General features: G+C 53.9%; 23 protein-coding genes. All 23 read right to left on the minus strand.

From position 1 onward, the window contains the following. Positions 1–20 precede the first annotated feature (20 nt). On the minus strand, positions 21–1,343 hold the full coding sequence (gene secY, locus K325_RS0116210) for a preprotein translocase subunit SecY (RefSeq protein ID WP_011784261.1): 1,323 nt from the start codon (positions 1,341–1,343) through the stop codon (positions 21–23). A 17-nt stretch (positions 1,344–1,360) separates the two neighbouring features. Next, positions 1,361–1,795, minus strand: coding sequence for a 50S ribosomal protein L15 (gene rplO / locus K325_RS0116215; protein WP_029655316.1), 435 nt, complete (start codon positions 1,793–1,795; stop codon positions 1,361–1,363). A gap of 1 nt (position 1,796) precedes the next feature. Beyond that, positions 1,797–1,985 carry a 50S ribosomal protein L30 gene (gene rpmD, locus K325_RS0116220; RefSeq protein WP_029655317.1) on the minus strand — a complete coding sequence of 63 codons (189 nt, stop codon included), beginning with the start codon at positions 1,983–1,985 and terminating at the stop codon, positions 1,797–1,799. Positions 1,986–1,989: 4 nt separating this feature from the next. Further along, entirely contained in the window at positions 1,990–2,490 is a 501-nt protein-coding gene (rpsE, locus tag K325_RS0116225) for a 30S ribosomal protein S5 (protein WP_029655318.1), read from the minus strand. A gap of 12 nt (positions 2,491–2,502) precedes the next feature. Next, positions 2,503–2,850 (minus strand): 50S ribosomal protein L18, encoded by a 348-nt coding sequence (gene rplR / locus K325_RS0116230; protein WP_011784258.1) that lies wholly within the window; start codon positions 2,848–2,850, stop codon positions 2,503–2,505. Positions 2,851–2,859: 9 nt separating this feature from the next. After that, the gene (rplF, locus tag K325_RS0116235) at positions 2,860–3,393 is read right to left on the minus strand and encodes a 50S ribosomal protein L6 (protein WP_029655319.1); all 534 of its coding nucleotides are present in this window, start codon (positions 3,391–3,393) and stop codon (positions 2,860–2,862) included. Positions 3,394–3,402: 9 nt separating this feature from the next. Further along, positions 3,403–3,795 carry a 30S ribosomal protein S8 gene (rpsH, locus tag K325_RS0116240; RefSeq protein ID WP_029655320.1) on the minus strand — a complete coding sequence of 131 codons (393 nt, stop codon included), beginning with the start codon at positions 3,793–3,795 and terminating at the stop codon, positions 3,403–3,405. A gap of 88 nt (positions 3,796–3,883) precedes the next feature. Further along, on the minus strand, positions 3,884–4,189 hold the full coding sequence (gene rpsN, locus K325_RS0116245; protein ID WP_029655321.1) for a 30S ribosomal protein S14: 306 nt from the start codon (positions 4,187–4,189) through the stop codon (positions 3,884–3,886). 12 nt (positions 4,190–4,201) lie between these two features. Continuing rightward, the gene (rplE, locus tag K325_RS0116250; protein ID WP_029655322.1) at positions 4,202–4,741 is read right to left on the minus strand and encodes a 50S ribosomal protein L5; all 540 of its coding nucleotides are present in this window, start codon (positions 4,739–4,741) and stop codon (positions 4,202–4,204) included. A gap of 15 nt (positions 4,742–4,756) precedes the next feature. After that, positions 4,757–5,077 carry a 50S ribosomal protein L24 gene (gene rplX, locus K325_RS0116255; protein WP_029655323.1) on the minus strand — a complete coding sequence of 107 codons (321 nt, stop codon included), beginning with the start codon at positions 5,075–5,077 and terminating at the stop codon, positions 4,757–4,759. A gap of 17 nt (positions 5,078–5,094) precedes the next feature. Further along, positions 5,095–5,463 carry a 50S ribosomal protein L14 gene (gene rplN / locus K325_RS0116260; protein WP_011784252.1) on the minus strand — a complete coding sequence of 123 codons (369 nt, stop codon included), beginning with the start codon at positions 5,461–5,463 and terminating at the stop codon, positions 5,095–5,097. Positions 5,464–5,481: 18 nt separating this feature from the next. Next, positions 5,482–5,748 (minus strand): 30S ribosomal protein S17, encoded by a 267-nt coding sequence (gene rpsQ / locus K325_RS0116265; protein ID WP_011784251.1) that lies wholly within the window; start codon positions 5,746–5,748, stop codon positions 5,482–5,484. Position 5,749: 1 nt separating this feature from the next. After that, positions 5,750–5,941 carry a 50S ribosomal protein L29 gene (gene rpmC, locus K325_RS0116270; protein ID WP_008174877.1) on the minus strand — a complete coding sequence of 64 codons (192 nt, stop codon included), beginning with the start codon at positions 5,939–5,941 and terminating at the stop codon, positions 5,750–5,752. Then, positions 5,941–6,354 carry a 50S ribosomal protein L16 gene (gene rplP, locus K325_RS0116275; protein WP_029655324.1) on the minus strand — a complete coding sequence of 138 codons (414 nt, stop codon included), beginning with the start codon at positions 6,352–6,354 and terminating at the stop codon, positions 5,941–5,943. The genes rpmC and rplP overlap by 1 nt, the downstream gene beginning before the upstream one ends. Before the next feature lie 12 nt (positions 6,355–6,366). Continuing rightward, entirely contained in the window at positions 6,367–7,050 is a 684-nt protein-coding gene (gene rpsC / locus K325_RS0116280) for a 30S ribosomal protein S3 (protein ID WP_029655325.1), read from the minus strand. 11 nt (positions 7,051–7,061) lie between these two features. Continuing rightward, positions 7,062–7,394, minus strand: a complete 333-nt coding sequence (gene rplV, locus K325_RS0116285) for a 50S ribosomal protein L22 (protein WP_008940674.1) — start codon at positions 7,392–7,394, stop codon at positions 7,062–7,064. Positions 7,395–7,410: 16 nt separating this feature from the next. Next, entirely contained in the window at positions 7,411–7,686 is a 276-nt protein-coding gene (gene rpsS, locus K325_RS0116290; RefSeq protein ID WP_007154011.1) for a 30S ribosomal protein S19, read from the minus strand. A gap of 23 nt (positions 7,687–7,709) precedes the next feature. Further along, a complete protein-coding gene (gene rplB / locus K325_RS0116295; protein ID WP_029655326.1) occupies positions 7,710–8,537 on the minus strand; it encodes a 50S ribosomal protein L2 in 828 nt (275 codons plus the stop codon). Between the two features lie 17 nt (positions 8,538–8,554). After that, on the minus strand, positions 8,555–8,848 hold the full coding sequence (gene rplW, locus K325_RS0116300; protein WP_008174862.1) for a 50S ribosomal protein L23: 294 nt from the start codon (positions 8,846–8,848) through the stop codon (positions 8,555–8,557). Continuing rightward, positions 8,845–9,450 (minus strand): 50S ribosomal protein L4, encoded by a 606-nt coding sequence (gene rplD / locus K325_RS0116305; protein WP_029655327.1) that lies wholly within the window; start codon positions 9,448–9,450, stop codon positions 8,845–8,847. Before rplD ends, rplW begins: the two co-directional genes overlap by 4 nt. 11 nt (positions 9,451–9,461) lie before the next feature. Continuing rightward, positions 9,462–10,100, minus strand: a complete 639-nt coding sequence (gene rplC / locus K325_RS0116310; RefSeq protein WP_029655328.1) for a 50S ribosomal protein L3 — start codon at positions 10,098–10,100, stop codon at positions 9,462–9,464. Positions 10,101–10,175: 75 nt separating this feature from the next. Then, positions 10,176–10,487, minus strand: coding sequence for a 30S ribosomal protein S10 (gene rpsJ, locus K325_RS0116315; protein WP_004580743.1), 312 nt, complete (start codon positions 10,485–10,487; stop codon positions 10,176–10,178). Positions 10,488–10,671: 184 nt separating this feature from the next. Then, positions 10,672–10,766 (minus strand): EF-Tu C-terminal domain-related protein (locus tag K325_RS18475; RefSeq protein ID WP_020411129.1); only part of this gene is annotated, 95 nt, incomplete at its 5' end.

Below are 10,766 nucleotides of genomic sequence, written 5' to 3' on the forward strand. Positions count from 1 at the left end.
TTTCAAGGGGAACGGCTTACTCAGCCGTTCCGTCCATAGCCCTTGAGATTGGACTTCTTCATCAGGGATTCATACTGATGCGACATCAGGTGCGACTGAACCTGAGCCATGAAATCCATCACCACGACTACAACAATCAGCAGTGAAGTACCCCCAAGATAGAAAGGCACATTCCCGGCTACCATCAGGAACTGAGGGAACAGGGATACCGCTGCAATATACATAGCACCGAACAGAGTCAGACGAGTCAGCACACCGTCAATGTACTTTGCCGTCTGTTCGCCGGGGCGAATACCGGGAATAAAGGCGCCGGAACGCTTGAGGTTATCCGCAACTTCCTTGGGGTTGTACATCAGAGCTGTATAGAAGTAGCAGAAGAAGATGACTGCTGCTGCAAACAGAATAATATACAACGGCTGGCTCGGTGCCAACGCCTGGGAAATATCGCTTAGCCATTCCATCCCTTCACCTTGTCCGAACCACTGCCCCAGAGATGCCGGGAACAGAAGAATAGACGAAGCAAAGATTGGAGGAATAACACCTGCCATATTTACTTTTAGCGGCAAATGGCTGGACTGCTGGGCAAACACCCTGCGCCCCTGCTGCCGCTTGGCGTAATTAATGGTGAGACGACGCTGACCTCGCTCCATAAAGACCACGAAACCAACCACGGCAATCGCCAGAACACCAATACCGAGCACCACCAGCAAGCTCATTTCACCATTACGAGCCTGCTCCAGGGTCTGACCGATCGCGCCAGGAAGACCGGCGACAATACCCGCAAAAATAAGCAGCGAGATACCGTTACCGATTCCCCTCTCGGTGATCTGCTCACCAAGCCACATCATGAAGACTGCCCCGCAGACAAACGATACAACCGCCACAAAGTGGAAGCTGAAGCTGTCATTAAAGGTTACGCCCTGTGATGCCAGACCCACAGAAATACCAAAGCCCTGAACCAGGGCCAGGATAACCGTACCATACCGCGTGTACTGACTGATCTTACGACGACCAGCTTCGCCTTCCTTTTTTAGCTGCTCAAGCTGCGGACTAACCGCAGTCATGAGCTGCATGATAATGGAGGCCGAAATGTACGGCATGATACCGAGAGCGAAGATACTCATGCGCTCAAGCGCACCACCGGAAAACATGTTGAACAGGCTCAGAATGGTGCCCTGATTCTGATCAAACAGCGCAGCCAGCCGATCCGGATTAATCCCCGGAACCGGAATATGCGCGCCAATCCGGTAAACCAACAGCGCCAGGAAGACGAACCAGAGCCGCGAACGCAGCTCTGCAAATCCTTTTCCGGCGCCCGCAGGCAATGATGCTGTCTTGGCCATTTAGTCCTCGACTCGTCTTAGTCTTCGACTTTCCCACCCGCGGCAGCAATCGCCTCGCGTGCGCCCTTGGTGACACGAAGCCCTTTAACAGTTACCGCACGGTCCAGCTCGCCGGACAGGATAACCTTGGCCTCACGAATTTCTTCGCGGATGATATCCGCTTTTTTCAACGCCGCCAGGTCGACAACATCGCCTTCGACCTTCGCCAGTTCGTTCAGGCGGATTTCCGCCACATAACGCTGCTGACGAGAAGTAAAGCCGAACTTCGGCAGACGACGGGCCAACGGCTGCTGACCACCCTCGAAACCAGGAGCCACAGAGCCACCGGAACGGGATTTCAGACCTTTATGACCGCGACCACCGGTTTTGCCGAGACCACTACCGATACCACGGCCGACACGCTTGGCGGACGGACGTGAACCGGGTTCCGGAGCAAGTTCGTTCAGACGCATCTTAGTTCTCCTCAACCCGAACCAGGTAATTTACCCGGTTGATCATACCGCGGACGGAAGGAGTGTCTTCCACTTCCACAGTGTGACCGATTTTACGAAGACCCAGGCCCTTGACGCACAGTTTGTGCTTGGGCTGACAGCCGATCGGGCTGCGGGTCAGAGTTACTTTGATCGTATTTGCGTTCGCCATGACTTCAACCCAGAATCTCTTCGACGGATTTACCGCGCTTGGCTGCAATATCTTCAGGCGCATTCATTGCCTGCAGACCCTTAATGGTAGAACGCACCACGTTCACCGGGTTGGTAGACCCGTAACACTTGGACAGTACGTTCTGTACACCGGCAACTTCCAGCACCGCACGCATCGCACCACCGGCAATTACGCCAGTACCTTCAGACGCAGGCTGCATGTAGACCTTGGAACCACCGTGCTGAGCACGGACCGGGTACTGAAGCGTGTTGCCGTCAAGAGCAACATCAACCATGTTCTTACGCGCTGCTTCCATGGCCTTCTGGATCGCGACCGGAACTTCCCGGGCCTTACCACGACCGAAACCAACGCGTCCTTTACCGTCACCCACTACAGTCAGTGCGGTGAAGGCGAAAATGCGGCCACCCTTAACAACCTTGGCGACCCGGTTCACCTGCACCAGCCTTTCCTGGAGCTCAGGCGCCTTCTGTTCGTTAACGCTCATCTTCTCCACCTCTTAGAATTGCAAGCCAGCTTCACGGGCAGCGTCGGCCAGAGCCTGAACACGACCATGATAACGGTAACCTGAGCGGTCAAAAGCGACCTTCTCAATGCCTGCTGCCTTGGCGCGCTCAGCAATCAGCTGACCGACCTTCTTGGCAGCGTCCACGTTACCGGTTGCACCCTGGCGCAGTTCCTTATCCAACGTGGAGGCAGTGGCCAGCACTTTGCTGCCATCTGCAGTCGTAACCTGGGCATACATATGACGCGGCGTGCGGTGAACGCACAGACGGTCAGTACCCAACTCACGGATCTTCATGCGCACTTTGCGCGCGCGACGCAGTCTTTCGTTATTTGCGCTCATAGTCCCGCCTTATTTCTTCTTGGCTTCTTTGCGTCTGACCTGCTCATCCACATAACGCACACCCTTGCCCTTGTAAGGCTCGGGCGGACGGAACGCACGGATTTCTGCAGCGACATGGCCAACCTGTTGCTTGTCGATACCGCGAATCACGATCTCCGTGTTAGACGGAGTCTCAGCGGTAACACCCTCGGGCAGCTCATATTCGACCGGGTGAGAAAAACCCAGTGTCAGGTTGAGCTTCTTACCTTGCGCCTGTGCACGATAACCGACGCCGATCAGCTGAAGCTTGCGCTCCCAGCCTGCGGACACACCGGCAACCATATTGTTAACCAGCGCACGAGTAGTACCAGCAAGAGCGCGGGACTGTTTAGCACCATCGCGGGCCGCAAAACGCAGAAGGTTTTCTTCCTGCTTAACTTCTACAGCCTGGTGAATAGTGAACTGAAGCGCTCCTTTGGAACCCTTCACATTGATTTCCTGTCCGTTCAGCTTAACCTCAACACCGGAAGGCAGCACGACAGGATTATTGGCAACCCTGGACATGTGTATCTCCTAGAATACGGTGCAGATGACTTCGCCACCCACGCCTGCAGCACGTGCGGCGCGGTCTGTCATAACGCCCTTGGACGTTGAGACAATCGCGACTCCCAAACCACCGGCTACTTTCGGCAGTTCCCCGGCGCCTTTGTACTGGCGCAGACTCGGTCGGCTGACCCGCTGAATTTCTTCGATAACGGGCTTGCCGCCGAAGTACTTCAGGGTAATCGTCAGCTCAGGCTTCGCATCAGCTGAAACAGAAAAATCTGCTACATAGCCTTCATCCTTCAGGACTTGGGCTACAGAGACCTTCATTTTAGAAGACGGCATCGTTACGTCAGCTTTTGACGCCATCTGGGCATTACGAATACGGGTAACCATATCCGCAAGCGTGTCTTGCATACTCATTGGTATGAGGCTCCTGATCTTTTTAGTTGTGCAGCGGCTTGCCGCACCGCTTACCAACAGGCACCTGACCGAAGTCAGGTTGCCTATCTTACCAGCTTGCTTTGGTCAGGCCTGGAACGTCACCGCGCATGCCGTATTCACGGAGTTTGATCCGTGACAGCTCGAACTTGCGCAGAACGCCGTGTGGGCGACCAGTCACCTGGCAACGATTCCGAAGACGCGAAGGAGAAGCATCGCGAGGAAGCTGCTGAAGCTTCATCTGTGCGTCCCAACGGTCATCATCGCTGGTATTCGGGTTTTTAATAATCGCCTTGAGCTCGGCGCGCTTGGCTGCGTACTTAGCCACAGTCTTTTCGCGCTTCAGCTCACGGTTCTTCATTGAAACCTTCGCCATGTCACTCGTTCCTTATTTCTTGAACGGAAAGCCAAAGGCTTTCAACAGTTCGCGACCTTCGTCGTCGGTACCGGCAGTGGTGGTGATGGTGATATCCAGCCCGCGGACCTTGTCGACTTTGTCGTACTCGATCTCAGGGAAGATGATCTGCTCACGAACACCCATGCTGTAGTTACCGCGACCATCGAAGGATTTCGGGTTCAGACCACGGAAGTCACGAATGCGGGGTACCGCAATGTGAACCAGGCGATCAAAGAAATCCCACATGCGCTCACCGCGCAGGGTCACTTTACAACCAATCGGCCAACCTTCACGGATTTTGAAACCCGCAACGGATTTACGAGCCTTGGTGACAACCACTTTCTGACCTGCCAGACGCTCAAGATCCGCCACAGCATTTTCAATCAGCTTTTTGTCACCAACCGCTTCGCCAACACCCATATTCAGGGTGATTTTCTCGATACGCGGCACCTGCATCACGTTCTTATAACCGAACTCTTTCTGCAGGGCGGGTACCACTTCCTTAGTGTACTGCTCTTTCATGTTAAGCATCGTAACCACCACCGCTTACTGGTTATCGACAGCTTCGTTCGTGGACTTGAAGATCCGCACCTTGGTGCCGTCTTCCTTAATCTGGAAGCCAACACGATCGGCTTTGCCGGTCTGCGGATTAAAAATAGCCACGTTGGAAGCCTGGATAGGCGCTTCTTTTTCGACGATACCGCCCGGGGTGCCAAGCATCGGGTTCGGCTTTGTGTGCTTCTTCATCATGTTGATGCCAGAAACAAGCACGCGACCGTCGTCCAGAACCTTCAGGACTTTACCACGTTTTTCTTTGTCTTTCCCCGTGGTGACGATTACTTCGTCATCTCGTTTGATCTTTTTCATAACCGGCCTCTGGTCCTTTAAAGTACTTCGGGTGCCAGTGAGATAATCTTCATGAACTTTTCATTTCGCAGTTCACGGGTAACCGGTCCGAAGATACGGGTACCAATGGGAGCGTCCTGATTGTTCAGAAGTACCGCCGCGTTACCGTCAAAACGGATCAGAGAACCGTCTGGACGACGCACACCCTTACGGGTACGTACTACAACAGCCTTCAGGACCTGGCCTTTCTTCACCTTGCCGCGGGGAATGGCTTCCTTAACGGTTACCTTGATGATATCCCCAACGGTCGCGTAGCGCCGGTGAGATCCGCCCAGGACCTTGATGCACATAACCTGACGTGCACCACTGTTATCCGCGACTTCAAGCATTGTTTGAGTCTGAATCATGGTTGTTCTCCGGGCGAATTACACCTTGGCAGCGCGTTCGGTAACTTCCACCAGGGCCCAGCTCTTGGTCTTGGAGACCGGACGGGTTTCCTGGATGGTCACAGTGTCACCAATGTTGCACTGATTGCTTTCATCGTGCGCATGGATCTTGGTTGAACGCTTCATGTACTTACCGTACAGAGGGTGTTTCACCTGACGCTCTACCAAGACCACGATGGACTTGTCCATCTTGTTGCTCACGACCTTGCCGCTCAGAGTTCTGGCAGTTTGGGTAGCTTCGGTCATGTCACTGTCCTGCCTTTTCATTCAATACTGTTTTCACGCGAGCGATATCACGCTTCACCTTGCCGAGAAGGTGAGACTGATTCAGCTGACCTGTCGCTTTGCGCATGCGCAGGTTGAACTGCTCCTTCAGGAGGTCGATCAGCTCTTTGTTCAGCTCCTCGACTGACTTTTCACGCAGCTCTGTTGCTTTCATCACATCACCGTCCTCTTAACAAAGGTGGTCTGTACCGGCAGTTTGGCGGCAGCCAGAGTGAAAGCTTCACGGGCAACGTCTTCCCCGACACCTTCCATCTCATACAACATGCGGCCTGGCTGAATTTCAGCCACCCAATACTCGACAGAACCTTTACCTTTACCCATACGTACTTCCAGCGGCTTGCCGGTGATCGGCTTGTCCGGGAACACCCGGATCCAGATCTTCCCGCCCCGCTTGATGCGACGAGTCATGGTACGACGCGCTGCCTCAATCTGGCGCGCAGTTATACGTCCACGGCTTGTCGCCTTCAATCCGTATTCACCGAAGCTCACCTTGTTTGCGCGCTGAGCAAGACCGGTGTTACGGCCTTTCATTACCTTGCGGAATTTGGTGCGTTTTGGTTGCAGCATAAGAGTGCCCCTTTACTTAGAACCTTTCTTCCCAGAGGCTTTCTTGTCAGCACGGACCTGTTCCATACCACCAAGAATCTCACCTTTGAAGATCCATACCTTTACGCCGATAACGCCGTAAGTGGTGTGCGCTTCATAGGTTGCATAATCAATATCTGCACGCAGTGTGTGCAGAGGTACACGACCTTCGCGATACCACTCGGAACGTGCGATTTCAGCACCCCCAAGACGACCGCCAACCTGAATCTTGATACCCTTGGCACCCTGGCGCATGGCATTCTGAACCGCACGCTTCATAGCGCGACGGAACATCACACGACGCTCCAGCTGGCCGGCAACGTTTTGCGCTACCAGGCGGGCATCCAGGTCCGGCTTGCGGACTTCTTCGATGTTGATGTGCACAGGCACACCCATCATGTCGCTGACTTCACGACGCAGACGATCAACATCTTCACCCTTCTTACCGATAACAATACCGGGGCGGGCGGTATGGATCGTGATCCGGGCGTTCTGAGCAGGGCGCTCGATCACGATCTTGCTGACAGACGCCTTAACCAGGCGCTTGTCCAGGAATTCGCGAACCTGAATATCATTCAGCAGGTTCTTTGCGTATTCCTTTTTGTCGGCGTACCACACTGAGTTGTGCTCTTTGATCACACCCAGGCGAATGCCGGTTGGATTTACTTTATGACCCATCTGAGCATCTCCTACTTGTCGGCGACCTTGACGGTGATATGACAGGTGCGCTTGAAAATACGGTCAGCGCGCCCCTTGGCTCGAGCTTTGATTCGCTTGAGCGTCGGGCCCTCATCCACCATCACGGTGGAAACCCGCAGATCATCTACGTCCAGACCTTCGTTGTGCTCAGCGTTAGCGATGGCGGATTCAAGAGCTTTCTTGATCACAACCGCCGCCTTCTTCGGGCTGAAAGTCAGAATGTTCAGGGCGTCCTCAACAGCCTTGCCGCGTACTTGGTCAGCGACAAGACGTGCTTTCTGAGCTGAGAGGCGAGCGCCCTTGTACTTGGCTGCTACTTCCATTTCTATTACCTCAGAATCAGCGTTTAGCTTTCTTGTCGGCCGCATGACCACGATAAGTACGCGTTGCCGCGAACTCACCCAGCTTATGTCCAACCATATCTTCGGTGACATAAACCGGCACGTGCTGCTTGCCGTTGTGGACTGCAATGGTCAGGCCTACCATCTCCGGAAAAACTGTTGACCGGCGGGACCAGGTTTTAATGGGCCGCTTATCATTTGCTTCCAGAGCTGCCTCGACCTTCTTCAACAGATGCAGGTCTATAAAAGGACCTTTCTTTAAAGAACGTGGCACAGCAATTACCTCTATGTAGTCGTTTACTTGGCCGAACGACGACGTACTATCATCTTATCAGTACGCTTGTTCTTACGAGTCTTATGCCCTTTGGTCGGAACACCCCACGGAGTAACCGGGTGACGCCCGCCAGAGGTACGCCCTTCACCACCACCATGCGGGTGGTCAACTGGGTTCATAGCAACACCACGTACTGTTGGCCGTTTGCCGCGCCAACGTGATGCACCCGCTTTACCAAGCTGCTTGAGGCTGTGCTCGCTGTTAGAAACTTCTCCCAGCGTTGCACGGCAATCTACAAGCACCTTACGCATTTCACCTGAGCGCAGGCGGATGGTGGCATATGCACCTTCACGCGCTACCAGCTGTACGGATGCGCCCGCAGAGCGAGCCAGCTGAGCACCTTTGCCAGGCTTGAGTTCGACGCAGTGGATCACAGAACCAACCGGGATATTCCGCAGCGGCAATGTAGAACCAACCTTAATCGGTGCGTCGACACCGGAGCGCACAGGATCACCTGCCTGCATACCTTTGGGAGCGATAATATAGCGACGCTCACCATCAGCATACTTAAGCAGTGCAATGTGCGCAGAGCGGTTAGGATCGTATTCCAGGCGCTCAACGACCGCCGGAACACCATCTTTTGTCCGCTTGAAATCGATAACACGGTAGTGCTGCTTATGGCCACCACCAATGTGACGAGTAGTAATGCGGCCCGCATTGTTACGGCCACCAGACTTACTCTTAACTTCTACCAACGGCTCGTAAGGACGTCCTTTGTGCAGATCCGGGTTGTAAAGCTTTACAACGTGGCGGCGTCCGGCAGATGTTGGTTTGGTTTTGACGATCGGCATATTACGACCCCTTTACCTTATTCCACATCCAGAAAATCGATGTCCTGACCTTCTGCCAGCTTGACGTAAGCCTTACGAATGTCATTACGCTTGCCGAACCCGCGGATAGTACGCTTAAGCTTACCCTTACGGTTCAGAACCTGAACACCTTCGACGGTGACGTTGAACAGCTGCTCAACGGCTTTTTTAATCTCCGGCTTGGTAGCATCAGGGGCTACACGAAACACCACCTGACCACGCTCTGCTGCCAGAGAGGCTTTCTCTGATACGTGCGGCCCAAGCAGGACCTTGTAAATACGTTCCTGATTCATCCCAGCATCTCCTCGATCTTCTTCAGAGCGGGAACCGTCACCACGACATTCTCGTAGGCAACCAGGCTGACCGGATCCAGACCCGCCACATCACGAACATCCACATGAGGGATATTGCGCGAAGCCAGGTGCAGGTTCTGCTCAACGTTCTCGGACAGAATCAGAGCGTTAGAAACACCCAGATCCTTGAGCTTGGCAGTAAAAGCCTTGGTCTTCGGAGAATCGACATTAATGTCATCCACCACAACCAGACGCTCCTGACGAACCAACTCGGAAAGAATGGAACACATGGCCGCACGATACATCTTGCGGTTAACTTTCTGCTCAAAGTCGCGAGGCTTGGCAGCAAACGTCACACCACCAGAACGCCAGATCGGGCTACGGATGGTACCCGCGCGCGCACGACCAGTCCCCTTCTGACGCCAGGGCTTTTTACCGCCACCGCTGACTTCCGAACGAGTCTTCTGAGCTTTGGTACCCTGACGACCAGCCGCCATGTAGGCAGTGACGACCTGATGAACCAGAGCTTCGTTAAAATCTTTGGCAAATGCAGCGTCGGAAACAGAGATCCCTTTGCCGCTACCAGTAATTGTCAATTCCATCGCACCGCTCCTCAGGCTTTAACTGCAGGCTTGATGACAACATCGCCGCCAGTTGCGCCAGGTACGGCACCACTTACCAGCAGCAGGTTGCGCTCGGCATCGACACGGACAATCTTCAGGTTCTGCACAGTGACCTGCGCATTACCCATTTGACCGGCCATCTTCTTGCCCTTGAACACCTTACCCGGGGTCTGGTTCTGACCAATAGAACCAGGAGCACGATGAGACAAGGAGTTACCGTGGGTAGCGTCCTGCATGGAGAAGTTCCAGCGCTTAACACCGCCCTGGAAGCCTTTACCTTTGGAAGTACCGATTGCATCGACAACCTGACCATCTTCAAACACAGACACTGTCAGTTCGCCGCCAGAGGCCAGATCTTCACCTTCACCGTCTGCCAGTCGGAATTCCCAGAGACCACGACCAGCTTCAACACCCGCCTTGGCGAAATGTCCGGCAGCCGCCTTGGAGACACGGGAGGAACGACGCGAGCCAACCGTAACCTGAACAGCACGGTAGCCATCGCTTTCGAGAGTCTTCAGTTGGGTAATGCGGTTGGGCTCAACCTCAATTACCGTGACAGGCAATGCTTGCCCATCTTCCGTAAAAATACGGGTCATACCGGCCTTACGACCGACAACACCAATTGCCATGTTTCACCTCTTAAGTGTACGGGGCTTGCACCCTCTATGGCCTATGACAGTTACACAGACTAACACCGGGCGGTATTAGCCGAGGCTGATCTGAACGTCTACACCTGCTGCCAGGTCCAACTTCATCAGAGCATCCACTGTCTTCTCCGTCGGCTCGACAATGTCAAGCAAACGCTTGTGGGTACGAATTTCGTACTGATCACGCGCGTCTTTATTGACGTGCGGGGAGATCAATACGGTGTACTTTTCCTTGCGCGTTGGCAGAGGAATAGGACCACGCACCTGAGCGCCGGTCCGCTTTGCGGTATCGACAATCTCCTGCGTGGACTGGTCGATCAGGCGGTAATCAAACGCCTTCAACCGGATCCGAATTTTTTGGCTTTGCATGATGCACCAAACTCCACTCGTAGCAGCTACTAGTTAGCCGACCTTCAAAAAAAGGAGCCGCATTGTATGCATAATACTCAACTCTGTCAACAGCATCGCCATTGACAGAGTTGAGCAGCACTTACGACCCAAACAGAAAAAGGGGCTGAGTGATCAGCCCCTTTTTCCAGATCCTTCGAGCAGATTACTCGATGATCTTGGCAACCACGCCGGCACCTACGGTACGGCCACCTTCACGAATCGCGAAGCGCAGACCATCTTCCATGGCGATCGGAGCGA

Origin of the sequence: Marinobacter daepoensis DSM 16072 (genome assembly GCF_000421165.1) — a bacterium.
Taxonomy (GTDB): Bacteria; Pseudomonadota; Gammaproteobacteria; order Pseudomonadales; family Oleiphilaceae; genus Marinobacter; species Marinobacter daepoensis.

What these genes read in the sequence shown, in the direction of transcription:
- rpsN (WP_029655321.1), bottom strand. Translation starts at nt 4,189, where the DNA reads ATGGCGAAGGTTTCAATGAAGAACCGTGAGCTGAAGCGCGAAAAGACT.
- rplX (WP_029655323.1), bottom strand. Translation starts at nt 5,077, where the DNA reads ATGAAAAAGATCAAACGAGATGACGAAGTAATCGTCACCACGGGGAAA.
- rplD (WP_029655327.1), bottom strand. Translation starts at nt 9,450, where the DNA reads ATGGAATTGACAATTACTGGTAGCGGCAAAGGGATCTCTGTTTCCGAC.
- rplW (WP_008174862.1), bottom strand. Translation starts at nt 8,848, where the DNA reads ATGAATCAGGAACGTATTTACAAGGTCCTGCTTGGGCCGCACGTATCA.
- rplV (WP_008940674.1), bottom strand. Translation starts at nt 7,394, where the DNA reads ATGGAAGTAGCAGCCAAGTACAAGGGCGCTCGCCTCTCAGCTCAGAAA.
- rpsE (WP_029655318.1), bottom strand. Translation starts at nt 2,490, where the DNA reads ATGAGCGTTAACGAACAGAAGGCGCCTGAGCTCCAGGAAAGGCTGGTG.
- rpsJ (WP_004580743.1), bottom strand. Translation starts at nt 10,487, where the DNA reads ATGCAAAGCCAAAAAATTCGGATCCGGTTGAAGGCGTTTGATTACCGC.
- rplN (WP_011784252.1), bottom strand. Translation starts at nt 5,463, where the DNA reads ATGATTCAGACTCAAACAATGCTTGAAGTCGCGGATAACAGTGGTGCA.
- rpsC (WP_029655325.1), bottom strand. Translation starts at nt 7,050, where the DNA reads ATGGGTCATAAAGTAAATCCAACCGGCATTCGCCTGGGTGTGATCAAA.
- rplB (WP_029655326.1), bottom strand. Translation starts at nt 8,537, where the DNA reads ATGCCGATCGTCAAAACCAAACCAACATCTGCCGGACGCCGCCACGTT.
- rpsQ (WP_011784251.1), bottom strand. Translation starts at nt 5,748, where the DNA reads ATGACCGAAGCTACCCAAACTGCCAGAACTCTGAGCGGCAAGGTCGTG.
- rpsH (WP_029655320.1), bottom strand. Translation starts at nt 3,795, where the DNA reads ATGAGTATGCAAGACACGCTTGCGGATATGGTTACCCGTATTCGTAAT.
- rplP (WP_029655324.1), bottom strand. Translation starts at nt 6,354, where the DNA reads ATGCTGCAACCAAAACGCACCAAATTCCGCAAGGTAATGAAAGGCCGT.
- rpmD (WP_029655317.1), bottom strand. Translation starts at nt 1,985, where the DNA reads ATGGCGAACGCAAATACGATCAAAGTAACTCTGACCCGCAGCCCGATC.
- rplF (WP_029655319.1), bottom strand. Translation starts at nt 3,393, where the DNA reads ATGTCCAGGGTTGCCAATAATCCTGTCGTGCTGCCTTCCGGTGTTGAG.
- rplC (WP_029655328.1), bottom strand. Translation starts at nt 10,100, where the DNA reads ATGGCAATTGGTGTTGTCGGTCGTAAGGCCGGTATGACCCGTATTTTT.
- rplE (WP_029655322.1), bottom strand. Translation starts at nt 4,741, where the DNA reads ATGCTTAACATGAAAGAGCAGTACACTAAGGAAGTGGTACCCGCCCTG.
- rplR (WP_011784258.1), bottom strand. Translation starts at nt 2,850, where the DNA reads ATGAGCGCAAATAACGAAAGACTGCGTCGCGCGCGCAAAGTGCGCATG.
- rplO (WP_029655316.1), bottom strand. Translation starts at nt 1,795, where the DNA reads ATGCGTCTGAACGAACTTGCTCCGGAACCCGGTTCACGTCCGTCCGCC.
- secY (WP_011784261.1), bottom strand. Translation starts at nt 1,343, where the DNA reads ATGGCCAAGACAGCATCATTGCCTGCGGGCGCCGGAAAAGGATTTGCA.
- rpmC (WP_008174877.1), bottom strand. Translation starts at nt 5,941, where the DNA reads ATGAAAGCAACAGAGCTGCGTGAAAAGTCAGTCGAGGAGCTGAACAAA.